Below are 21053 nucleotides of genomic sequence, written 5' to 3'. Positions count from 1 at the left end.
CCTTCCTTTCGGCACAGGCATGAAGACTCGGCTGCAGACATCGTTGGGACAGCAACTGGTGCTCACGCCCCAGTTGCAGCAGGCGATCAAGCTGCTGCAGATGTCCACCACCGAGCTGGAGCTGGAAATCGCGCAGGCGGTGGAAAGCAATCCACTGCTGGACTGGGCCGACAGCAGTGACAGCAGCAGTACCGCCAACGAAGCCGGCGATGGCAACGACAGTGATGCCCCCGCAGAACGCACCGATGCCGGTGACGATTGGGCGCCGGCCGAACTGGACTGGAGCGCGGCCGGCAGCGGTGGCAGCTTCGACGATGACGACGACAACGGCAGCGCTGCCGAGCGCGTAGCCGAAACCGAAACACTGGCCGACCATCTGCTGTGGCAGCTGCATCTGTCGCATCTGTCCTCGCGTGATCGCAGCATCGGCGCGGCACTGATCGATGCATTGGACGACGACGGGTACCTGCGCGAGCCGCTGGCCACCATCGCTGAAACCCTGTTGCCGGCGATCCACGCCGACGAGGACGAGATCCTCGCCGTGCTGCATCGCATCCAGCGCTTCGATCCGGTGGGTGTGGCTGCACGCACGCTGGGCGAATGCCTGCTGCTGCAGCTGGATGTGCTGGCCGGCGACACGCCCGGCCTGATCCTGGCGCGGCAGATTGCCGCAGGCCCCTTGGAACGGTTGCCGCGCAGCGGCGTCGCCGGGCTTGCCCATGAGTTGAAGCAGCCGCTGGACGAGGTCGAGACTGCCGTGGCGCTGCTGCGCTCGCTGGACCCGCGCCCGGGCACGCAGATCGCACCGCTGTCGCAGGACACCTATGTGGTGCCGGACGTGGTGGTGTGGCGGCAGAACGGCGTGTGGCGCGCGGCGCTGGCCGCGCATGCCGGGCCGAAGGTGGTGATCCACCGCGGCTACGAACAGCTGATCCGACGCTGTGGCGACGCCGATGCCGGCTACCTGCGTGCCCAGCTGCAGGAAGCGCGCTGGCTGCTGAAAGGGCTGCAGCAGCGTGGCGAAACCCTGCTGCGCGTCGTGCGCAGCCTGATCCTGCAGCAGGCCGGCTTCCTTGAATTCGGTGAGCAGGCGCTGCGTCCACTGACCCTGCGCGAGATCGCCGCCGAGCTCGGCCTGCACGAATCCACGGTCTCGCGCGCGATCGCCCGCAAGCACGTGCGTACCCCGCGAGGCACCCTGCCGCTGCGCGCCTTCTTTGCCTCCGGCATCGATACCGAGGGCGGTGGCGAGGCGTCCAGCACCGCCATCCAGGCGATGATCCGGCGCCTGATCGACGACGAGAACCCGCGCAAGCCGCTTTCTGACGCCAAGCTGGCTGACCTGCTCAAATCATCGGGAATTCCAGTAGCGCGGCGCACCGTGGCGAAGTATCGTGAAGCCATGAACATTTCCGCCTCGCACGAAAGGGTCAGAATCGCTTGACGCGCCGCCGCGCCCGGCGGAGAGGTTCATTGGCACATCCGAACACAGGAGAAACCCGATGCGCATCGAAACGTTTGGCAAAGATGTCGAAGTCACCCCGGCCCTGCAGTCCTATGTAGAGGAAAAGCTGGCCCGGATCGGCAAACACTTCGACCAGCACTGCGAAGCGCGGGTGACCCTCAAGCTGCAGAAGACCGAACACCACGTCGACGCCAGCCTCAACATTCCCGGCCAGACCCTGCACGCCGAGGCCAATGCCCAGACCATGTATGCCGCGATCGACCTGCTTGCGGACAAGCTTGACCGCCTGGTGATCAAGCACAAGGAGAAAAAACAGCAGCACGCGCCGCTGCCGGTGGGCGACAATGGTGGCTGATCGCCACCGTTCCCCGCAGACATGCCCCTGACTGACCTCCTGGCGGCCGTGCAGACCCAGCTCTGCACGGCCACCGACCGCGACAGCGTCCTGCAGGCCGCCGCCGGGTTGCTGGCCTGCCGCCAGGCCAACGCCGAACAGATCTATCTGAACCTGTGCCAGCGCGAAGCGCTGGGCAGCACCGTGATCGGTCACGGCATCGCCATTCCCCACGGCCGCGCGCCAACCCTGGACCGCCCCCGCGGCGCCCTGCTGCGGTTGGCCACCCCGGTCGACTTCGGTGGCGACGAGCCGGTGGACCTGGTGTTCGCCATGGCCGTCCCCGCCCACTACACCCACCAGCACCTGATGCTGCTGTCCGAGCTGGCCGAGCTGTTCTCCGCGCCGGACATCCGCCAGGCCCTGCGCGAAGCGGGCGATGCCCGGGCCCTGCGCGAGGCGCTGGACATGACCCCACCTGCGAGCGCCGCATGAATACCAGCATCACCGCCCGTGAACTGTTCGAACAGCAGCGCGAGCGGCTGGGGCTGCGCTGGGCTGCCGGCAAGTCCGGCGAGAAGCGCGAGCTGGAGGCCGGCAACACGGTCTCGCGGCGCCCCTCGCTGGCCGGCTACCTCAACGCCATCTATCCCAACAAGGTGCAGATCCTGGGCACCGAGGAACTGTCCTGGCTGGATGCGCTGGAACCGCGCCAGCGCTGGGAGACCATCGAAAAGATCATGCAGTCGCACCCGCTGGCGCTGGTGCTGACCCGCAACCAGGCCTGCCCGGAAGACCTGCGCGCCGCCGCCGATGAATCCGGCACGCCGCTGTGGCTGTCGCCCAAGCGCGGCCACGAACTGCTCAACCACCTGTCCTACCACCTGGCGCGTACGCTGGCGCCGCGGGTGATCCTGCATGGCGTGTTCATGGAGATCTACTCGATCGGCGTGCTGATCACCGGCGAGGCTGGATCGGGCAAGAGCGAGTTGGCGCTGGAACTGCTCAGCCGTGGCCATCGCTTGGTCGCAGACGATGCCCCCGAATTCACCCAGATCGCGCCCGACGTACTCGACGGCACCTGCCCCGAGCTGCTGCAGGACCTGCTGGAAGTGCGCGGCCTGGGCGTACTGAACGTGCGCGAGATGTTCGGCGACACAGCTGTAAAGAAGAACAAGTACCTTCGGCTGATCGTCCACCTGACCAAGCCGATGACCGAACCCACCCCGCATGGCTACGAGCGCCTGACCGGCGACTCGGGCACCCGCCATGTGCTGGACCTGGATGTTCCGCTGATCACCCTGCCGGTGATGCCTGGCCGTAACCTGGCCGTGCTGACCGAAGCCGCCACCCGCCTGCATATCCTGCGTACCAAGGGCATCGACCCGGCGGCGATGTTCATCGCCCGCCACAGCAACCTGCTGGAACGGCGAACGCCCTGATTCCCCTGCCCTTCGAAGAGCCTGTCCATGAGCACCGCAACCCCCTCCGCCCCGACCCTGATCATCGTCAGCGGCCTGTCCGGCTCGGGTAAATCCGTCGCCCTGAAGACCTTCGAGGACCAGGACTACTACTGCTCGGACAACCTGCCGATCCACCTGCTGCCTGACTTCGTGCGCAGCCTGCTGGCCAACCACGACGGCAGCGCGCCGCGTCGGCTGGCGGTGGGCATCGACGTGCGCGGCCAGGCCGACCTGAGCCAGCTGGGCGACTGGCGGCAGCTGGCCACCGACGCCGGCGTGGAAGTGAAGGTGCTGTTCTTCGAGGCCAGCGATGAAACGGTGCTCAAGCGCTATGCCGACACCCGCCGTCGCCATCCGCTGAGCCAGCTGGGCCTGTCGCTGCCCGAAGCGATCGCCCGCGAGCGCGAGCTGACCGCACCGCTGCGCCGCGAGGCCGATGCGGTGATCGATACCAGCAACCTCAACGTGCATCAGCTGCGGCGGCGGATCATCACCGAGTTCACGATGGACCATGCCACCGGCCTGTCGCTGCTGTTCGAATCGTTTGCCTACAAGCGCGGCGTGCCGGCCGAAGCGGACTTCGTGTTCGACGCGCGGGTGCTGCCCAATCCACACTGGGACCCGGACCTGCGCGCGCTCAGCGGCCGTGAGCCTGGCGTGCGTGACTACCTGGAAGCGCAGCCGGACGTGCAGCGCTACCTGGCCCAACTGATGGATTTCCTCGATACCTGGCTGCCGAAGCTGGGGGATGGCACCCGCAGCTACGTGACCGTGGCGTTCGGCTGCACCGGTGGCAAGCACCGTTCGGTGTTCCTCGCCGAGCGCCTGGCCCGGCATGCCCGCGAGATGGGCTGGGAAGACGTGGCGACGTACCACCGCGAACAGGATTGAGGGGGTCGGCCGGGCTGCGCCCGGCACCCGCCGGTAGTGCCGGCCGCTGGCCGGCAACAGCAAAAGCAAAAGCAAAAGCGGCATTCCGTGGGATGGCGGGGCGATGTGGGCAGGCAGGACACCCCGTGAACCCCTCCCTGGGGGCTCGATGGCGCCATCCATGGCGCCAACGGTCCTGCCTACCCACACCGCCCCGCCTCTGACAGATTCCGTGTGCTGTTGGTGGGTGTCGACCTTGGTCGACACGATCCACGCCATGCGTGGATGAATCTCGGTCAGGCATCGAAAAACGCATGGGGTCGGATCCCTTTTCCAGGGGAAAAGGGCTCTGACCCTGGCAACACTGAATACGGGACACAGTGCCCCTCTCCTGCTGCTATCGCCAATTCACCTTGACCTGTTAACGTGCAGTAATGACCTGTGGCATTCTCCTCGTAACACATCCCGGGGTCGGCACCGCCCTGCTTGACGTGGCGACCCGGCTCCTGCGGCAGTTGCCGCTGAAAACCGAAGCTTTCGAAGTACCGTTCGACGCAGACCTGGATGCTCTTCTCCCGCTTGCCTCGGCCGCTCTGCGGCGGGTCGATGGCGGTGAAGGTGTGCTGATCCTGACCGACCTGTACGGCGCCAGCCCCGCCAACCTTGCCGGGCAGCTGGCCCGTCTGGGGACCCCGGTTCGCCGGGTGTCGGCGCTGAGCCTGCCGATGTTGCTGCGGGTGATGAATTATCCGGAACAGGGACTGGATCAACTGCCCGCCACAGCCGCGGCGGGTACCCGTAATGGAGCGATAGTCGACGATGCTTGAACGAGAACTCACCGTGAGCAACCGCCTGGGCCTGCATGCCCGGGCCACCGCCAAGCTGGTGCAGACCCTGGCGCCGTTCCGCTGCAACGTGACCATGGCCGCCAAGGGCCGTGAGATCAACGCCAAGAGCATCATGGGCGTGATGCTGCTGGCCGCCGGCCAGGGCACCCCGGTCACGGTGCGCATCAACGGCGAGGACGAAGCCGCCGCGATGGAAGCGGTGGTCGGCCTGTTCGAACGCCGCTTCGACGAGGACAGCTGAGCGTGCCACGCGCGCGTGCCGCCCAGGTCCCTTCCAGCCAGCGGCCGGTACAGCTGCTGGCCGGGCACGGTGCTGCCCGTGGCGCGGCGATGGGCCGGGCACGGGTGCGCCTGCCGCATGCGCTGGAAGTGGCCGAGCAGCGCATCGCCGCCCATCAGATCGAGGCCGAACTGGCCCGCCTGCACCGGGCGGTGGATGCCGCGCGCACGGAAATGCACGAGCTGCGCCAGCGCCTGCATGGCGCCTTGAACCAGGAAGTGGGCGAGTTCCTCGACCTGCATGCCCTGCTGCTGGACGATCCCGAGCTGTTGTTCGGGCTGGACGAACTGATCCGCAGCGGCCCCTACAGCGCCGGCTATGCACTGCGCCTGCAGCGTGACCGCCTGGCCAAGGTCTTCGATGGCATGGACGATGCCTATCTGAAGAGCCGCATGGACGACCTGGACCATGTGATCGGCCGCATCCACGCCTTCCTGCAGCCCGAACGGCCGCCGGTGATGAAGGGCCTGGCCGGGGAGATCCTGGTCTGCGACAACATCGCCCCGTCCGAGCTGGCGCAACTGCAGGCGCAGGGCGTGGTCGGCATCGTCACCGCCGCCGGCAGCGCGCTGTCGCACAGCGCCATCCTGGCGCGCAGCCTGCACCTGCCCCTGATCGTCAACGTGCCGCAGCTGCTCAGCCGCATCGCCGATGGCGACGTGCTGATCATCGATGGCGCCGACGGCAGCATCACCGCCAACCCGCAGGCCGACAACCTGCGCGACTACCGCGCGCGCCTGAAAGAGCATGCGCGCGAGCAGCGCGAGCTCGGCCGCCTGCGCAGCAAGCCCAGCCGTACCCGCGACCAGGTCGACATCGCGCTGCTGGCCAATGCCGAATCGCTGGAGGACGTCACCCAGGCACATGCGCTGGGCGCGCAGGGACTGGGCCTGTACCGCACCGAATTCCTGTTCCTGCAGCGCAACGAGCTGCCGGACGAAGAAGAACAGTTCCAGACCTACCGCGATGCCGCATTGGGCATGAGCGGGCGACCGGTCACCATCCGCACGCTCGATCTGGGCGCGGACAAGGCCGACCGTACCGGCCTGACCCTGAGCAATGAAGAGAACCCGGCCTTGGGACTGCGCGGCGTGCGCCTGTCGCTGGCACGGCCGAAGGTGGCCGACACCCAGCTGCGCGCGATCCTGCGGGCCTCGGCCTACGGCAAGCTGCGCGTGCTGGTGCCGATGGTCAGCACCCGCGAGGAACTGCTGGCGGTGCGCCGGCGCATGCTCAAGCTGACCGAACAGCTGCGTGGCGAAGGTCACATGGTGTCCGACCATGTGCCACTGGGGGCGATGATCGAGGTGCCCGCTGCGGCGTTGGCACTGGAGAGCTTCATCGACCTGGTCGACTTCCTGTCGATCGGCACCAACGACCTGGTGCAGTACCTGCTGGCCGCCGACCGCAACAACGAGGCACTGGGCGAGCTGTATTCGCCACTGCATCCGGCCGTGCTGCGGCTGCTGCAGATGGTGATCGAGACCGGTGCGCGGCATCGCATCCCGGTGGCGGTCTGCGGTGAGATGGCCGGTGATGCGCGGATGACGCCGCTGCTGCTGGCGCTGGGCCTGAGCGAGTTCAGCCTGCACCCCGGCACACTGCTGGAGGTGCGCCGCGCGATCCGCGAGGCCGACCTGGCCACGCTGCGTGCGCGCGCACCGAAGCTGCTGGCCGCACGCGACCGCCGCGCCATCGAGCGCTGGCTGGCGCTGGTGGCCGAAACGGCCTGAGCGCCAAGGGCAGTGCCGGCCGCTGGCCGGCAATCGCCGCCATCGAGGTCCGTGAGGTTGCCGGCCAGCGGCCGGCACTACCATCGGCCGCCATGCGTGGCGGCTATGCGTTGAAACATCCCCTTGCGATAATGACGCGCTGAACACCCCTGTTGCCGCATCCTTGCCGGGATCGCGGCTTTTCTTATCCCGCGGGAGCTGCGATGGCTGAAGCTGTACGCCACGACAAGACTGCACGCCAACTGCGGATGCTGTCCGACGCACTGGACAGCGGTCGGCTGGGCCCGGTGCGCCGCCTGGTCAACACCCTGGCCCCGGCCGAGATCGGCAACCTGCTCGAATCGTTGCCGCCGGGCAAGCGCGAGGTGGTGTGGGGCCTGGTCGATCCGGAAGATGACGGCGAGGTGCTGGTCCACGTCGGCGACGACGTGCGCGAGAGCCTGCTCGCGGACATGGACCCGGACGAAATCATCGCCGCGGTCGAAGACCTGGACATCGACGACCTGGCCGACCTGGTCGAAGACCTGCCGGACACGGTCATCGACGAAGTCCTCAAGTCGATGGACCGCGAGAACCGCGAGCGCCTGGAGCAGGTGCTGTCCTACCCCGAGGACAGTGCCGGGCGCCTGATGAACCCGGACGTGGTGACCGTGCGCGCCGACGTCAACGTCGACGTGGTGCTGCGCTACCTGCGCCTGCGTGGCGAACTGCCCGACCACACCGACCACCTGTTCGTGGTCAGCCGGCGCCATCAATACCTCGGCCGGGTGTCGCTGGCGGCACTGGTGACCCACGAGGACACCACCCCGATCAACCGCCTGATCGACGACGAGCAGCCGGCGATCGATGTCGGCGAAAGCGACCAGGAGGTCGCCCGCCAGTTCTCCGACCATGACTGGATCTCCGCGCCGGTGGTGGACGACAACAACATCCTGGTCGGCCGCATCACCATCGATGACGTGGTCGACATCATCCGTGGACAGGCCGAGCACCAGGCGCTGGGCGCCGCCGGCCTGGACGAGGACGAAGATCTGTTCAGCCCGGTCTGGCGCGCCATGCGCCGCCGCTTGATGTGGCTGTCGGTCAACCTGTGCACGGCGTTCCTGGCCTCCAGCGTGGTCGGCCACTTCGAGGGCACCATCGACAAGCTGGTGGCGCTGGCGGTGCTGATGCCGATCGTTGCCGGCCTCGGTGGCAACGCCGGTACCCAGGTGCTGGCGCTGATGGTGCGCGGCCTGGCGCTGGGCCAGGTGGGCGCCTCCAACGCGCGCACCCTGTTGTGGAAGGAGGTCCGGGTTGCGCTGTTGAACGGCGTGATGCTCGGCTCGGTGCTGGGCCTGATCGTATTGGCCTGGTTCCATTCACCCGGTCTGTCTGCGGTGATCGCCATCGCGCTGACCTGCAACCTGCTGTTCGCAGCGCTGGCCGGCGTGCTGGTGCCGCTCACACTGAAGCGCTTCGGCTTCGATCCGGCGCTGGCCAGTGGCATCTTCCTGACCGCCGTGACCGACTCGATGGGCTTCTTCACTTTCCTCGGCCTGGCCACGCTGGTGCTGCTGCACTGACCGCATCGAGGATCGGCCCCCGCCACGCGGGGCGCTGACCCCACCCAACTGGAACACCCATGGCAACAACGATCGAAAACTATTTCCAGCCCGGCTGGCGCGACCAGCAGCACACCTGCCCGGCCTGCGAATGGAAGGGCAGCTCGCGTGCCATGGAGATGGAGCTGGACGAGGACGCCACCGAGTACGACTGCCCGGTCTGCGAGAACCCGCTGCTGGTGGTGCTGCATCCGGACATGGCACAGGTGCAGGCAGCTGCCGCCGAAGGCAACGCCGAGGCACAGGAGCAGTTGGACATCATCGCCAGTTTCCCGCGCCCGCAGTGACGCGGCGCACGATGCCGCATTGACGTGTGGCGGACTACGATGCGGTCATACCTGCCGCCTCGGGAATCCCCATGGTCCGTTCGATGTCGCGCTGGCTGCCGCTGCTGGCCCTTCTGATGATGAGCGGTTGCACTTCGCTGCCGGACAGCGCGCGTGGTCGCTTCGAAGCACGTGCGGTGAAGGTGGAGGGGGAGACCGCCTACTATCAGGTGTTCATTCCGGCCGGCGTGCAGGCCGCCGCTCCCACCCACCTCCCGGTCATCCTGTTCCTGCACGGCTCCGGCGAGCGCGGTGCCGATGGCGTCAAGCAGACCTACGCCGGGCTGGGGCCTTACCTGCGCGAGCATCCCGACTTCCCCGCCCTGGTGGTGTTCCCACAGGTACCGGGCCATGAGGAGTGGAGCGGCCGCAACAACCGTGCGGCAGTGGCCGCACTGGACGCGACGATCGCCGAATTCGGCGCTGACCCGGCACGGCAGTACCTGACCGGCATGTCGATGGGCGGCTACGGCAGCTGGAACATCGCGTTGGACGACCCGCGCCGCTTTGCCGCGATCGTCCCCGTGTGCGGCGCGGTACTTGCACCACGCGCGAAGCGCCCAACCCTGTTCGTCGAGCAGGTCGCCCAGGAAACCGATCCGTATGCCGTGATCGCGCAGCGCCTGCGGCACACGCCGATCTGGATCTTCCACGGCGCGCTGGACGACGTGGTGCCGCCGGACGACGACCGCAGGCTGCACGCCGCCTTCCAGGGCGCCAGCGCACGCGACGTACGCTATACCGAGTACCCCGACGGCAACCACAACGCCTGGGATGCCACCTATGCGGACCCGGCAATGTGGGCGTGGCTGTTCGCGCAGAAGCGCTGAGCCACAGCTTCCGGTAGCTGCCCACCAGGGTTGGATCCTGGCTCCAGTGGCTGTCTATCCTGGTTGGATCCTGGTTTCGGTGGGTGCCAACCTTGATTGGCACTATCTGTCCGCCCCCATGAACTCCGCCTTGGCAGAACCTTCGAGTTCCCACTGACACCACGCATGCGGGTACTGGCCAAGCTGCGTTGCCAGCCCCACCCTGATCGGATTCGCCATCACATACATCGCGTGCCGGAACAGCGATTCATCAGAGCGGACTGCATGATCGTGATAGCAGGACTGCCAGAAGCGCCCCACCCTGCCCAGTACCCTGTTTGCGTGCACGGCCGTACGCGACTTGAAGCGCTTCATGACAACGTCGAGCGATGCCGCGCGCAGTTGCATCAACCAGTGGATGTGATCCGGCATGACCACGTAGGCAATCGAATGGGTCAGACCTTCCAGATCCAGACGCCGGAACTCCTGCATGGCGGTATCCGCAACGGCGTCGTTGGCGAACAGTGCCGCCCGGCCATGCACGTTCGTTGTGAGGATGTAGCTCTGGCCAATAGTGGAGTGACGGCCTAGCAGGAGGCGGGCGCTGTTCATGCAGAAGAGCATGGGCGGGCGCATGTTCCCTGAACATCGGGAAATCACCTTCGCAAGGGTAGGCCAGTGCCAACCAAGGTTGGCACCCACCACAGCAGCAGTACCAACCAAGGTTGGCACCCATGGTGATGCGGCAGATCAGCCCAGCAGGGTTTCCAGCACGGCCATGCGCACGGCGACGCCGTTGGCGACCTGGCGCAGCACCCACGACTGCGGGCCGTCGGCCACCTCGTCGGTCACTTCCACGCCGCGGTTGATCGGGCCCGGGTGCAGCACCGCCGCATCCTTGCCGGCGCGGGCCAGGCGCTCGGTGGTCAGGCCGTACTGCGTGTGATACTGCTCCAGCGACGGCACCAGGCCTTCTTCCATGCGCTCGCGCTGCAGGCGCAGCATCATCAGCGCGTCGACGCCTTCCAGCATCGCGTCGAAATCATCGCCGACCACGCAGCCCTTCAGGGTCTCGTCGTCCGGCAGCAGCGACTGCGGGCCGCAGACGCGGATCTCGCCCACGCCCAGCGTGCGCAGCGCATGCAGGTCGGTGCGGGCCACGCGCGAGTGCTTCACGTCGCCGACGATCACCACCTTCAACTTCGAGAAATCCGGGCCCTTGGCCTGGCGCAGGGTCAGCATGTCCAGCAGGCCCTGGGTCGGGTGCGAACTGCGGCCGTCACCGGCGTTGATCAGCGCAGTGCCCTCGCCCGCCGCTTCGGCCAGTGCGGCCACGGCGCCATCATCCGGGTGCCGCACCACGAAGCCGCGCACGCCCATCGCTTCCAGGTTGCGCAGCGTGTCGCAGGCGGTTTCGCCCTTGCGCGTGGACGAGGTCGAGGCATCAAAGTTCAGTACATCGGCGCCCAGCCGCTGCGCGGCCAGCTGGAACGAGCTGCGGGTGCGCGTGGACGGTTCGAAGAACAGCGTGCACACCGCCGAACCGGCCAATACGTGGCGCTTGTTGCCGACGCGGCCGACTGCGGCATCGCGGATCTGCCCTGCCCGATCGAGCAGCTGCAGCAGGGTCTCGCGCGGCAGGCCCTCCAGGGTCAGCAGGTGGCGCAGGCGTCCGGAGGCATCGATTTGCTGGGCGGTCATGGCGGTGTCGGGCAGTCAGGGAATGGGGGTGGCGTCGTCCGGCGACGACAGCCAGCGGTCGATGATCACCGCCGCGGCCACGGCATCGAGGGCGGCCGCATCACGGCGGCGCTTGCGCCCTTCGGCGCGCTCGACGGCGAAGCGGCGGGCGGCCTCGACCGAGCTGGAGCGCTCGTCGATCATCACCACCGGCAGTTTGAAACGTTCCCGCAGCTGGCGGGCGAAGCCCTGCGCACGCTTGCGGTTGGGCTGGTCCTGGCCGTCCAGGGTCAGCGGGTCGCCGACCACCAGGCCGTCGGGCTTCCATTCCTTGAGCAGGCGTTCGATCGCAGTCCAGTCCGGGCCGTTGCCGTGCACATCGACCACGGCCACCGCACGCGCATGCGCCGCGAAGGCACTGCCGATGGCTACACCGATACGGCGCGAGCCGACATCGAAACCCAGAACGGTGCCATCACGGCGGATCGCCGGGCCAGCAGGAACCGGTGCGGGCGCGACCGGCTCAGACATGGCCGCTGTAATCCGTCAGCCGGAACAGGTCCACGCCGATACGCGAGGCCGCACCCTGCCAGCGCTGCTCCAGCGGCAGCTGGAACACCAGCTCGGCATCGGCCGGCACGGTCAGCCAGCTGTTCTCGGACAGCTCGCTTTCCAGCTGCCCTGCGCCCCAACCGGCACAGCCGAGGGTGACCACAGCATTGGCCGGGCCTTCGCCGCGCGCCATCGCTTCGAGGATGTCGCGCGAGGTGGTCAGGTACAGGCCGTCGCCCACGGTCAGGCTGGAATCCCACGCCCGCGCGTCGTCATGGATGACGAAGCCGCGCTCCGGATGCACCGGGCCGCCGTTGAGCACCATGCGCGCCTGCAGGTCGCCATCACCGGTGGTGATGTCCATCTGTGCAAGCACTTCACCCAGCGTGTACTCGGAAGGCTGGTTGACCAGCACGCCCATCGCCCCGTTCTCGTCGTGCTGGCAGATCAGCGCGACGCTGCGGGCAAAGGTCGCGTCGAGCAGCGACGGCAGCGCGACGAGCAGGTGATCGGCAAGGGAGGTCGGCGTTACAGGCATGGCCCCATTCTACCTGCTGGGGCCGATATGGTCGCGCGATGGGCGCGTGCAGCGATGGGCTAGGATGGTGCTTTGCCATGGAAGGTCATCGATGCAGCCCTCTTCGCCCCTGACCCTGCCGGCACGCAGCGCCATCGTCCTGATCGCCCTGCTGCAGGGCCTGATGCTGTACACCGCGCAGGAGCTGTCCGATGCATGGCCCTTCCGCGATATCGGCTGGCGCTACTGCTGGTACGCCTGGGTGCTGGCCATCCCCAGCGCGGTGGCGCTGAGCCTGGTCGAGCTGGGCCAGCGCCGCCTGTGGCTGCAGGCCGCGCTGGGCTCGGCGGTGGTGCTGGCGCTGGCCGCCTGGATCGGCTGGAACCTCAATGGCGAGATCGCACTGGAATCGGGCGCGCTGCAGTTCCCGCTGACCCTGGGCATGGCCGTGGCGGTGTTCGTGGCCCTGCCCTGGTGGCAGTTCCAGCTGCAGCACGGGCATTGGCGTGCCAGCTATCCGGAGCTGTTCGAGCGCGCCTGGCAGAACGGTCTGACCCTGGGCCTCGCCGCACTGTTCACCGGGCTGACCTGGCTGCTGCTGTGGTTGTGGGCGGCGCTGTTCCAGCTGCTGGAGGTGACGTTCTTCCGCGACCTGTTCCGGCAGGACGCGTTCATTGCGCTGGCCACCGGCAGCCTGGCCGGGTTTGGCGTGCTGATCGGGCGCACCCAGCACCGCGCGATCCAGATCACCCGCCAGGTGCTGTTCGCGATCTGCCGCGGGCTGCTGCCGCTGCTGTCGTTCATCGCGGTGCTGTTCGTGCTGAGCCTGCCGCTCACCGGGCTCGAGCCGCTGTGGAAGACCCGCTCGGCCGCCAGCCTGCTGCTGGTGCTGTCGCTGTTGCTGGTGACGTTCACCAATGCGGTCTACCAGCAGGGGGAAGACAGCGCCCCCTACCCCCTGCTGCTGCGACGCCTTGTTGAAGCCAGCCTGCTGGCGCTGCCGGTCTACGCGGCGCTGGCACTGTACGCGCTGGGCCTGCGCGTGGTGCAGTACGGCTGGACCGTGGACCGGTTCTGGGCAGTACTCGTCGCGTTGGCCGTGGCCGGTTATGCCGTGGGCTACGCGCTGGCGGTGCTGCGCCGGCAGGGGCGCTGGTTGCAGATGTTGGAGCCGGTCAACCGCTGGATGTGCTGGGCGGTGCTGGCACTGGCATTGCTGGGCAACTCGCCGCTGCTGGACCCGGTGCGGCTGACCCTGTCCAGCCAGCTGGCGCGGCTGCGCGCGGACCCGCCGGCAATCACCAGCAGCGACGTCAACGTGCTGCGCTTCGATCTTGGGCGCCGTGGCGTGCAGGCGCTGCGCGAGCTGCAGCGTGATCCGGCCATCACCGCCGATGCCAATGCGCCACAGGTGATCGCGGCCGCGCTGGCACGTACGTCACGCTGGGACGACGGACAGCGCCTCGACAAGGGGCCGCAGGACGTCGTCGCCCTGCAGCGCGCGCTGAAGCTGGCCAAGGGATCCAGCTCGCCACCGGAGGATTGGTGGCAGGCACTGGCCACACGTTCGATCAATGGTGAATCCTGCGCCCAGAGCGAGCGCGACTGCCTGATTGTGCATCGCGACCTGGACGGCGACGGCACCGGCGAAGTGCTGCTGTGCGAGCTGTACACCCACCGTGGCCCCGACTGCGCGCTGTACGCACGTGGCAGGGATGCCCAGTGGCGCCGGGCCGGCTCGCTGTTCGGCACCGTCAGCGGCCAGGCCGAGGCGATCAACCAGGCCCTGCGCGATGGCGAACTCACTCTCGAACCGCCGCGCTGGCCGATGCTGTCCATCGGCGGGCGCCCTGCGCTGGCCATCGATCCCGAACCCGAATCCAACGAGTCTTCCCCATGAGCGGCTACTGCCTCATCGCCCCGGGCCATCCGGTGCACGACTACTACCACGCCAACGAGTACGGCTTCCCGCAGCGTGACGAGCGCGAACTGTTCGAGCGGCTGGTACTGGAGATCAACCAGGCCGGGCTGAGCTGGGAAACGATCCTGAAGAAGCGCGAGGGTTTCCGCGCGGCCTATGACGGCTTCGATGTGGACCGCGTGGCAGCGTATGCCGAGCAGGACATCGAACGCCTGCTGTCGGACGCGGGCATCATCCGCAACCGGCTGAAGGTACTGGCGGCGATCCACAACGCGCAGGTGATCCAGCAGCTGCGGGCCAGCCATGGCAGCTTCGCGGCGTGGCTGGATGCGCATCACCCGCGCAGCAAGGCCGACTGGGTGAAGCTGTTCAAGAAGACCTTCCGCTTCACCGGCGGCGAGATCACCGGCGAATTCCTGATGAGCCTGGGCTACCTGCCCGGCGCGCACGCCGAGGATTGCCCGGTGCATGCGCGGCTGCTGACGCTGTCGCCGCCGTGGCTGCAGGCCGCCGTACGTTGAAGGACGGCCGCCGGGCATGGCCCGGCGCTACCGGAACCGCCACGTAGTAGCGCCGGGCCATGCCCGGCGAACGCGGAGAGCGCGATCACACGCCCATGTAGCGGCCGGGGCGGTGGTTGAACATCAGCACCAAGCTGAGCACCACCGCGCCGATGGCCGAATACAGCACCTTGGAAGGCGACAGCACGAAGAACGCGGCCACCATCAGGCAGGCGTCGTAGGACATCTGCACCTTGCCCGCGCTCCAGCCACGGGTGCGCTGCAGGTACACCGCCAGGATGCCGATACCGCCGAGGCTGGCACGGTGACGGATGAAGAACAGGATGCCCAGGCCGGACAATGCGCCACCGACGATCGCCGAATACAGCGGGTGGATGTGCGAGAAGTCGATCCAGCGCGGCAGCAGGTCGGTCAGCACGCCGCAGGCGGTGACCGCGGCGAAGGTCTTCAGGGTGAATTCCCAGCCCATGCGCCGCACCGCCACCCAGTAGAACGGCAGATTGACCAGCACGAACACCACGCCGAAGTTCCAGTCCAGCGCGTAATGCAGCAGGAACGCCATGCCGGCCATGCCGCCGATCATCAGCCCACTCTTGGCGAAGATGGCCAGGCCCAGCGAGGCCACCATCGTGGCCAGCACCATGCCCTGCACATCCTCGGCGATCGAGTGGCGCAGCGCTTTTTCGTCGGCGGTGGTGCCGGCGCTATCGGGCGGCGGGGTCAGCGGGCCGGCGGTGACCAGGTGGCCGTCAGCGTCGTCGCACGGCGCGGGGCCATGGGAGGGAAGGGACATACGGGTGGGGAACAGCAGGTGGGGAGCGGTATTAGACACGATCTGCATGACAGTTGCAGATGAAATCGTTCAGCCAACCTCGCCCATTCAGGTTATTTCGGGACCACTGCAGGCAGCACGGCCAGCATGTCCTCTCCGTCGTCGTCCATTCCGGTCTCGACGAACCCGAAGCTGCCGTAGAAGGCGCCGGCCACCGGATTGCGCGGGTTGTAGCAGATCTCGATCTCGGCCAGACCGGGCGTGGCCCGGATCTGCGCCAGCGCCAGTTCCAGCGCACGTCGACCGATGCCGCGGCCCTGCCAGCGTTGATCGACCATGAAGCGCCAGATCGACATCCGCTGCGGCGTCTCCGGCACCCACATGAAGAACCCGACCCACTCGCCATCGGCACGGATGGCGCGGGTCTGGTAACCGGGATTGAAGGCTGCCTGCACCAGTGACCAGGTATTGCCGGCCACGAAGTCCTGCTGCGCCTCGTTGACGTCGAGGTCGCACACCGCCTCGTAGTTGTCGGGGGTGATCGTTTCCAGCGTGACCTGCATGCGGGCGTCCTGCCTGAGGATGGACGCCCAGTCTGCCCGCCCCTGCATCCCGTGGGGCAAAGCCGCCGACAACCGTTCAGCGCGGGGTTGCCTGCTCAGCCCTTACCGGCCAGATGATGCGCCACCAGCGCGTTGGCGTGGCCATGGCCCAGTCCATGTTCACTCTTCAGGAAGCTGACCAGTTCCATGTGTTTCAGGCCCTTCTTCCCGGCCAGCAACCCGAACCAGTGCGCCACCGGCTGCCCGTAGGTCTTCTCGATGGAGGGGAAGTACGAGGCCGGGCCCTTGGGCTTGGTGTCAGTGCTCATGCGGAAGCTCCTTGCGTTGGATGTACCGGTACGACGAACCGGGGAGCCGGAAATCGACAGATCCGTTCAATCCGGGAGCCGTATCATCCCGTCATGCCCCGTGAAAATCTCAACGACCTGCAGGCCTTCGTCCACGTTGCCCGCGAGGGCAGCTTCACCAAGGCCGCCGCCCAGCTGGGCATATCCCAGTCCGCGCTCAGCCATGCCATGCGCGGCCTGGAACAGCGCCTCGGCGTGCGCCTGCTGACCCGCACCACCCGCAGCGTCTCCACCACCGAAGCCGGGGCCCGCCTGCTCGATACCCTGGGCCCACGCCTGGCCGAGATCGAGGATGGGTTGGCCGCGCTGGCCGAGTACCGCGAACGCCCGGCCGGCACCATCCGCATCAATGCCACCGGCCACGCCGCCGAGTACATCGCATGGCCACGGCTGGCGCCGCTGCTGCAGCAGTATCCGGATTTGAAGGTGGAACTGGCCGCCGACTACGGGCTGGCCGACATCGTGGCCGAGCGCTATGACATCGGCATCCGCCTCGGCGAGCGGCTGGCGCGCGACATGGTCGCTGTGCCGATCAGCCCGCCGCTGCGCATGCGCGTGGTCGGCGCGCCCAGCTACTTCCGCCAGCATGTGGTGCCACGGCATCCGGACGAGCTTGCAGGCCACAACTGCGTGACCCTGCGCCTGCCCACGCATGGTGGGCTGATGCCGTGGGATTTCGGCCAGGATGGCAACGAACTGAGCGTGCGCGTCACCGGCCAGTGGACCTTCAACACCATGGGCATGACCCGCGCCGCTGCGCTGGCCGGCAGCGGATTGGCCTGGCTGCCGGAAGACCAGGTGCAGCCGATGCTGGACGATGGCCGGCTGCAGTCGGTGCTGGACGACTGGTGCCCCCACTTCGATGGCTACTACGCGTACTACCCGTCGCGCCGCCACGTCACCGTGGCGATGCGCACGGTGCTTGATGCGCTGCGTGGGCCGATGGGGTGAGGGTCAAGGAGTGCGGACCAACGGTCCGCACCCGCCGGGTGGTCAGCCCTTGGCCTGCGCCGCACGCTGCGCGTTGTAGCGCTCGCCGACGATCGACACTTCATCCAGCGCCTGTGCAATGCGCTGCAGTTCCTCCGGCGCCAGCTGCAGGTTGGCCGCGCCCAGGTTTTCTTCCAGGCGGTGAACCTTGGTAGTGCCCGGGATCGGCACGATCCACGGTGCCTGCGCCAGCAGCCAGGCCAGCGCCACCTGCGCCGGGGTCGCGCCACGTGCCGCAGCAATCGTACTGATGCGGTCCACCAGCGCCTGGTTGGCGCGGCGTGCTTCCACTTCGAAGCGCGGCACGGTGTTGCGGAAGTCGTTGGCGTCGAAAGTGGTATCGGCGTTGATCGCACCGGTCAGGAAACCGCGGCCCAGCGGACTGAACGGCACGAAGCCGATGCCCAGTTCCTGCAGGGTCGGCAGCAGCTCGCGCTCCGGTTCCCGCCACCACAGCGAGTACTCGCTCTGCACGGCGGTGACCGGCTGTACTGCATGCGCGCGACGCACGGTGGCGGCACTGGCCTCGGACAGCCCGAAGTGGCCGACCTTGCCCTCGGCGATCAGGTCGCGCACGGTACCGGCCACGTCCTCGATCGGCACGTTCGGGTCGACGCGGTGCTGGTAGAACAGGTCGATATGGTCGGTACGCAGGCGCTTGAGGCTGGCTTCGGCCACGGCACGGATGTTCTCCGGACGGCTGTCCAGGCCGGTATCGGTGCGCGCATCCTTGAAGCCGAACTTGGTGGCGATCACCAGCCTGTCGCGGTAGGGTGCCAGGGCCTGGCCGAGCAGGTCTTCGTTGGTGTACGGGCCGTACACCTCGGCGGTGTCGAAGAAGGTCACGCCGCGCTCGACGGCGGCGTGCAGCAGGGCAATGCCCTGGCCCGTTTCGACCGGTTGGCCGTAGGCATGGGTCAGGCCCATGCAGCCCAGGCCCAGGGCGGAAACCTTCAGGCCGCTGCGGCCGAGTTCACGTGTCTGCATCGTCATGCTCCAGAGGGGGAGCGCTGACGATACGCCTGCAGGGGCGCTGGATTGAACCGGCTGGACGGCAGTCGGTCATGACCGGAATTCATCAATCCCCCGCGCTCCCGGTAGAGTCGACTGTCAGTCGACTCTACACATCGCCAGGTCACCGGATCTCGGAGATCTCCACGCCATCCAGCCCCTGCGACAGGGTGCGCGCGTCGCCGCCCTGGCTGAGCTTGATGCGCAGGCGTACCTCGTTCTGCGAATCGGCGTAGCGCAGTGCGTCCTCGTAGCTGATCTCACCGGCCTGGTACAGCTCGAACAGGCTCTGGTCGAAGGTCTTCATGCCCAGCTGGACCGAGTCCTTCATCACTTCCTTCAGCTTGTGGATCTCGCCGTCGCGGATGTAGTCCTGTACCAGTGGCGTGCCCAGCAGGATCTCCATCGCCACCTTGCGCGAGCGGCCATCGGGCGACGGCACCAGCTGCTGCGCGACCACGCCCTTGAGGTTCAGCGACAGGTCCATCAACAGCTGGTTGCGGCGGTCTTCCGGGAAGAAGTTGACGATGCGGTCCATCGCCTGGTTGGCATTGTTGGCATGCAGCGTGGCCAGCACCAGGTGGCCGGTTTCGGCGAACGCGATGGCGTGGTCCATGCCTTCGCGGGTACGCACCTCGCCGATCATGATCACGTCCGGCGCCTGGCGCAGGGTGTTCTTCAGCGCAGCTTCCCAGCTGTCGGTATCGATGCCGACTTCGCGCTGGGTGATGATGCAGCCCTCGTGCTTGTGCACGAATTCGATCGGGTCTTCGATGGTGATGATGTGGCCGGTCGAGTTCTGGTTGCGGTAACCGATCATCGCCGCCAGCGACGTTGACTTACCGGTGCCGGTGGCACCGACGAACAGGATGATGCCGCGCTTGGTCATCGCCAGCGTCTTGATGATCGGCGGCAGGCTCAACTCTTCCACGGTCGGAATGCGCGTCTCGATGCGACGCAGCACCATGCCCACCTGGTTGCGCTGGTAGAAGCAGCTCACGCGGAAACGACCGACACCGGACAGGCCGATGGCGAAGTTGCATTCGTGGGTCTTCTCGAATTCCTCGCGCTGCGCCGGGGTCATCACGTTGAGGACCAGGTCGCGGCTCTGCTGCGGCGTGAGCGGAGTCTGCGTGATCGGCGAGATCTTGCCGTTGACCTTCATCGCCGGCGGCATGCCCGCAGTGATGAACAGGTCCGAGGCGCGCTGGTGCGCCATCAGCTTGAGGAACGAAGTGAAATCGATGGTGGTCGCGGTGGTGTTCACGGCGGGCTCCCAATGGGGCATGTACCAGGAAACGGTCGGTGGAGGAAACGGCGCGGAAACGGCGGCGCACTGGCGCACGCCGCCCCGTTGCGGCCCCGCCTTACTCGAACAGGCGCTTGTCCTTGGCGTAGTCGCGGGCCTGGTTGCGGGTGATCAGGCTGCGCTTGACCAGGTCCTGCAGGTGCTGGTCCAGGGTCATCATGCCGTACTGCTGGCCGGTCTGGATGGCCGAATACATCTGCGCCACCTTGTCCTCACGGATCAGGTTGCGGATGGCCGGGGTGCCGACCATGATTTCCCACGCAGCGGTACGACCGCCACCAACCTTCTTCAGCAGCGCCTGCGAGATCACGGCACGCAGCGATTCGGACAGCATCGAGCGCACCATCGGCTTTTCGCCGGCCGGGAACACGTCGATGATGCGGTCGATGGTCTTGGCCGCCGAGCTGGTATGCAGGGTGCCGAACACCAGGTGGCCGGTTTCCGCGGCGGTCAGTGCCAGGCGGATGGTTTCCAGGTCACGAAGTTCGCCGACCAGGATGATGTCCGGGTCCTCACGCAGCGCCGAGCGCAGCGCTTCGTTGAAGCCATGCGTGTCACGGTGCACTTCGCGCTGGTTGATCAGGCACTTCTGCGAGGTGTGCACGAATTCGATCGGATCCTCGACGGTGAGGATGTGGCCGTATTCGTTCTTGTTGATGTAGTCGATCATCGCCGCCAGCGTGGTCGACTTGCCCGAGCCGGTCGGACCGGTCACCAGGATCAGGCCCTGCGGCTGCTGGATCACTTCGCGGAACAACGGCGGGCAGGCCAGGTCCTCAAGGGTGAGCACCTCGGACGGAATGGTACGGAACACCGCACCGGCGCCACGGTTCTGGTTGAACGCGTTCACACGGAAGCGCGCCAGCGACGGAATCTCGAAGGAGAAGTCCACTTCGAGGAATTCCTCGTAATCGCGGCGCTGCTTGTCGGACATGATGTCGTACACCAGCGCATGGACCTGCTTGTGGTCCAGGGCTGGGATGTTGATCCGGCGAACGTCGCCGTCCACGCGGATCATCGGCGGCAGGCCTGCGGACAGGTGCAGGTCGGACGCTTTGTTCTTTACGGAAAACGCCAACAGCTCGGCGATATCCATGAGCGGCTACTCCCCAATAACGGCTTCGACTGGAAGGATCTT

The 21053-nt window shown here is 67.1% G+C and carries 24 protein-coding genes; 14 read left to right on the top strand and 10 right to left on the bottom strand.

Features of this window, described 5'->3' with window-relative positions; translation table 11 throughout:
• Window positions 1–19 precede the first annotated feature (19 nt).
• The 11 genes from GOC52_RS04755 (at window position 20) to GOC52_RS04705 (ending at window position 9753) form a co-directional block, all read left to right on the top strand.
• Window positions 20–1444 carry an RNA polymerase factor sigma-54 gene (locus GOC52_RS04755; RefSeq protein ID WP_134958584.1) on the top strand — a complete coding sequence of 475 codons (1425 nt, stop codon included), beginning with the start codon at window positions 20–22 and terminating at the stop codon, window positions 1442–1444.
• 58 nt (window positions 1445–1502) lie between these two features.
• Window positions 1503–1820, top strand: coding sequence for a ribosome hibernation-promoting factor, HPF/YfiA family (gene hpf / locus GOC52_RS04750; RefSeq protein ID WP_004147311.1), 318 nt, complete (start codon window positions 1503–1505; stop codon window positions 1818–1820).
• A gap of 21 nt (window positions 1821–1841) precedes the next feature.
• Window positions 1842–2294 carry a PTS sugar transporter subunit IIA gene (locus tag GOC52_RS04745; protein WP_010483653.1) on the top strand — a complete coding sequence of 151 codons (453 nt, stop codon included), beginning with the start codon at window positions 1842–1844 and terminating at the stop codon, window positions 2292–2294.
• Window positions 2291–3241: an HPr(Ser) kinase/phosphatase gene (gene hprK, locus GOC52_RS04740; protein WP_005408388.1), complete on the top strand. Its 951-nt coding sequence runs from the start codon at window positions 2291–2293 to the stop codon at window positions 3239–3241. The genes GOC52_RS04745 and hprK overlap by 4 nt, the downstream gene beginning before the upstream one ends.
• Before the next feature lie 27 nt (window positions 3242–3268).
• Window positions 3269–4153, top strand: coding sequence for an RNase adapter RapZ (gene rapZ / locus GOC52_RS04735; RefSeq protein WP_010483655.1), 885 nt, complete (start codon window positions 3269–3271; stop codon window positions 4151–4153).
• 413 nt (window positions 4154–4566) lie between these two features.
• Window positions 4567–4959, top strand: a complete 393-nt coding sequence (locus tag GOC52_RS04730; protein WP_010483657.1) for a PTS sugar transporter subunit IIA — start codon at window positions 4567–4569, stop codon at window positions 4957–4959.
• Complete coding sequence (locus GOC52_RS04725) at window positions 4952–5221, top strand: HPr family phosphocarrier protein (protein ID WP_005408385.1); 270 nt, start codon at window positions 4952–4954, stop codon at window positions 5219–5221. The genes GOC52_RS04730 and GOC52_RS04725 overlap by 8 nt, the downstream gene beginning before the upstream one ends.
• A gap of 2 nt (window positions 5222–5223) precedes the next feature.
• On the top strand, window positions 5224–6993 hold the full coding sequence (ptsP, locus tag GOC52_RS04720; protein ID WP_010483659.1) for a phosphoenolpyruvate--protein phosphotransferase: 1770 nt from the start codon (window positions 5224–5226) through the stop codon (window positions 6991–6993).
• A gap of 203 nt (window positions 6994–7196) precedes the next feature.
• Window positions 7197–8558, top strand: coding sequence for a magnesium transporter (mgtE, locus tag GOC52_RS04715; protein ID WP_010483662.1), 1362 nt, complete (start codon window positions 7197–7199; stop codon window positions 8556–8558).
• Window positions 8559–8617: 59 nt separating this feature from the next.
• Window positions 8618–8884: a hypothetical protein gene (locus GOC52_RS04710; RefSeq protein ID WP_010483664.1), complete on the top strand. Its 267-nt coding sequence runs from the start codon at window positions 8618–8620 to the stop codon at window positions 8882–8884.
• A gap of 71 nt (window positions 8885–8955) precedes the next feature.
• Window positions 8956–9753 (top strand): carboxylesterase family protein, encoded by a 798-nt coding sequence (locus GOC52_RS04705; protein WP_191850741.1) that lies wholly within the window; start codon window positions 8956–8958, stop codon window positions 9751–9753.
• Window positions 9754–9855: 102 nt separating this feature from the next.
• Here GOC52_RS04705 and GOC52_RS04700 read toward each other — a convergent pair whose 3' ends face one another.
• The 4 genes from GOC52_RS04700 to GOC52_RS04685 form a co-directional block, all read right to left on the bottom strand.
• Window positions 9856–10344 (bottom strand): REP-associated tyrosine transposase, encoded by a 489-nt coding sequence (locus tag GOC52_RS04700; RefSeq protein WP_191850740.1) that lies wholly within the window; start codon window positions 10342–10344, stop codon window positions 9856–9858.
• 138 nt (window positions 10345–10482) lie between these two features.
• Entirely contained in the window at window positions 10483–11433 is a 951-nt protein-coding gene (locus GOC52_RS04695) for an aspartate carbamoyltransferase catalytic subunit (protein ID WP_019337122.1), read from the bottom strand.
• 15 nt (window positions 11434–11448) lie between these two features.
• Window positions 11449–11943 carry a Holliday junction resolvase RuvX gene (gene ruvX, locus GOC52_RS04690; RefSeq protein ID WP_053442612.1) on the bottom strand — a complete coding sequence of 165 codons (495 nt, stop codon included), beginning with the start codon at window positions 11941–11943 and terminating at the stop codon, window positions 11449–11451.
• Window positions 11936–12502, bottom strand: a complete 567-nt coding sequence (locus GOC52_RS04685; protein WP_005408377.1) for a YqgE/AlgH family protein — start codon at window positions 12500–12502, stop codon at window positions 11936–11938. Before GOC52_RS04685 ends, ruvX begins: the two co-directional genes overlap by 8 nt.
• Before the next feature lie 91 nt (window positions 12503–12593).
• Between GOC52_RS04685 and GOC52_RS04680 the strand changes: the two genes are divergently transcribed.
• Window positions 12594–14381 (top strand): DUF4153 domain-containing protein, encoded by a 1788-nt coding sequence (locus GOC52_RS04680; protein WP_191850739.1) that lies wholly within the window; start codon window positions 12594–12596, stop codon window positions 14379–14381.
• Window positions 14378–14923 (top strand): DNA-3-methyladenine glycosylase I, encoded by a 546-nt coding sequence (locus tag GOC52_RS04675; protein WP_043398320.1) that lies wholly within the window; start codon window positions 14378–14380, stop codon window positions 14921–14923. The genes GOC52_RS04680 and GOC52_RS04675 overlap by 4 nt, the downstream gene beginning before the upstream one ends.
• Window positions 14924–15008: 85 nt before the next feature.
• On the opposite strand, the gene GOC52_RS04670 is transcribed toward GOC52_RS04675, so the two are convergent.
• The 3 genes from GOC52_RS04670 to GOC52_RS04660 all read right to left on the bottom strand — a co-directional run bounded on the left by GOC52_RS04670 (window position 15009) and on the right by GOC52_RS04660 (window position 16566).
• A complete protein-coding gene (locus GOC52_RS04670; RefSeq protein WP_029379885.1) occupies window positions 15009–15716 on the bottom strand; it encodes a YitT family protein in 708 nt (235 codons plus the stop codon).
• A 92-nt stretch (window positions 15717–15808) separates the two neighbouring features.
• Window positions 15809–16258 carry a GNAT family N-acetyltransferase gene (locus GOC52_RS04665; RefSeq protein WP_043398317.1) on the bottom strand — a complete coding sequence of 150 codons (450 nt, stop codon included), beginning with the start codon at window positions 16256–16258 and terminating at the stop codon, window positions 15809–15811.
• Window positions 16259–16353: 95 nt separating this feature from the next.
• Window positions 16354–16566 carry a DUF4287 domain-containing protein gene (locus GOC52_RS04660; RefSeq protein WP_014646220.1) on the bottom strand — a complete coding sequence of 71 codons (213 nt, stop codon included), beginning with the start codon at window positions 16564–16566 and terminating at the stop codon, window positions 16354–16356.
• Between the two features lie 93 nt (window positions 16567–16659).
• On the opposite strand from GOC52_RS04660, the gene GOC52_RS04655 reads away from it, so the two are divergent.
• Window positions 16660–17556, top strand: coding sequence for a LysR family transcriptional regulator (locus tag GOC52_RS04655; protein WP_043398312.1), 897 nt, complete (start codon window positions 16660–16662; stop codon window positions 17554–17556).
• Between the two features lie 42 nt (window positions 17557–17598).
• Here the strand turns inward: GOC52_RS04655 and GOC52_RS04650 are convergent, their stop codons facing one another.
• From GOC52_RS04650 to GOC52_RS04640, 3 genes are all read right to left on the bottom strand, one after another.
• Window positions 17599–18582 (bottom strand): aldo/keto reductase, encoded by a 984-nt coding sequence (locus GOC52_RS04650; protein ID WP_043398309.1) that lies wholly within the window; start codon window positions 18580–18582, stop codon window positions 17599–17601.
• Window positions 18583–18730: 148 nt separating this feature from the next.
• Complete coding sequence (locus tag GOC52_RS04645) at window positions 18731–19894, bottom strand: PilT/PilU family type 4a pilus ATPase (RefSeq protein ID WP_052148792.1); 1164 nt, start codon at window positions 19892–19894, stop codon at window positions 18731–18733.
• 79 nt (window positions 19895–19973) lie between these two features.
• The gene (locus GOC52_RS04640; RefSeq protein WP_006422551.1) at window positions 19974–21011 is read right to left on the bottom strand and encodes a type IV pilus twitching motility protein PilT; all 1038 of its coding nucleotides are present in this window, start codon (window positions 21009–21011) and stop codon (window positions 19974–19976) included.
• Between the last annotated feature and the right edge of the window lie 42 nt (window positions 21012–21053).

This window comes from Stenotrophomonas sp. SXG-1, from assembly GCF_014083965.1.
GTDB classification, from domain to species: domain Bacteria; phylum Pseudomonadota; class Gammaproteobacteria; order Xanthomonadales; family Xanthomonadaceae; genus Stenotrophomonas; species Stenotrophomonas geniculata.
The sequence above is the reverse complement of the archived record's forward strand: the minus strand, read 5'-3'. Positions and strand labels throughout refer to the sequence as shown.

Coding starts and splice junctions, on each gene's coding strand:
- GOC52_RS04755 (WP_134958584.1), top strand. CDS start 20: ATGAAGACTCGGCTGCAGACATCGTTGGGACAGCAACTGGTGCTCACG.
- hpf (WP_004147311.1), top strand. CDS start 1,503: ATGCGCATCGAAACGTTTGGCAAAGATGTCGAAGTCACCCCGGCCCTG.
- GOC52_RS04745 (WP_010483653.1), top strand. CDS start 1,842: ATGCCCCTGACTGACCTCCTGGCGGCCGTGCAGACCCAGCTCTGCACG.
- hprK (WP_005408388.1), top strand. CDS start 2,291: ATGAATACCAGCATCACCGCCCGTGAACTGTTCGAACAGCAGCGCGAG.
- rapZ (WP_010483655.1), top strand. CDS start 3,269: ATGAGCACCGCAACCCCCTCCGCCCCGACCCTGATCATCGTCAGCGGC.
- GOC52_RS04730 (WP_010483657.1), top strand. CDS start 4,567: ATGACCTGTGGCATTCTCCTCGTAACACATCCCGGGGTCGGCACCGCC.
- GOC52_RS04725 (WP_005408385.1), top strand. CDS start 4,952: ATGCTTGAACGAGAACTCACCGTGAGCAACCGCCTGGGCCTGCATGCC.
- mgtE (WP_010483662.1), top strand. CDS start 7,197: ATGGCTGAAGCTGTACGCCACGACAAGACTGCACGCCAACTGCGGATG.
- GOC52_RS04710 (WP_010483664.1), top strand. CDS start 8,618: ATGGCAACAACGATCGAAAACTATTTCCAGCCCGGCTGGCGCGACCAG.
- GOC52_RS04705 (WP_191850741.1), top strand. CDS start 8,956: ATGGTCCGTTCGATGTCGCGCTGGCTGCCGCTGCTGGCCCTTCTGATG.
- GOC52_RS04700 (WP_191850740.1), bottom strand. CDS start 10,344: ATGAACAGCGCCCGCCTCCTGCTAGGCCGTCACTCCACTATTGGCCAG.
- GOC52_RS04695 (WP_019337122.1), bottom strand. CDS start 11,433: ATGACCGCCCAGCAAATCGATGCCTCCGGACGCCTGCGCCACCTGCTG.
- ruvX (WP_053442612.1), bottom strand. CDS start 11,943: ATGTCTGAGCCGGTCGCGCCCGCACCGGTTCCTGCTGGCCCGGCGATC.
- GOC52_RS04685 (WP_005408377.1), bottom strand. CDS start 12,502: ATGCCTGTAACGCCGACCTCCCTTGCCGATCACCTGCTCGTCGCGCTG.
- GOC52_RS04680 (WP_191850739.1), top strand. CDS start 12,594: ATGCAGCCCTCTTCGCCCCTGACCCTGCCGGCACGCAGCGCCATCGTC.
- GOC52_RS04675 (WP_043398320.1), top strand. CDS start 14,378: ATGAGCGGCTACTGCCTCATCGCCCCGGGCCATCCGGTGCACGACTAC.
- GOC52_RS04670 (WP_029379885.1), bottom strand. CDS start 15,716: ATGTCCCTTCCCTCCCATGGCCCCGCGCCGTGCGACGACGCTGACGGC.
- GOC52_RS04665 (WP_043398317.1), bottom strand. CDS start 16,258: ATGCAGGTCACGCTGGAAACGATCACCCCCGACAACTACGAGGCGGTG.
- GOC52_RS04660 (WP_014646220.1), bottom strand. CDS start 16,566: ATGAGCACTGACACCAAGCCCAAGGGCCCGGCCTCGTACTTCCCCTCC.
- GOC52_RS04655 (WP_043398312.1), top strand. CDS start 16,660: ATGCCCCGTGAAAATCTCAACGACCTGCAGGCCTTCGTCCACGTTGCC.
- GOC52_RS04650 (WP_043398309.1), bottom strand. CDS start 18,582: ATGCAGACACGTGAACTCGGCCGCAGCGGCCTGAAGGTTTCCGCCCTG.
- GOC52_RS04645 (WP_052148792.1), bottom strand. CDS start 19,894: ATGCCCCATTGGGAGCCCGCCGTGAACACCACCGCGACCACCATCGAT.
- GOC52_RS04640 (WP_006422551.1), bottom strand. CDS start 21,011: ATGGATATCGCCGAGCTGTTGGCGTTTTCCGTAAAGAACAAAGCGTCC.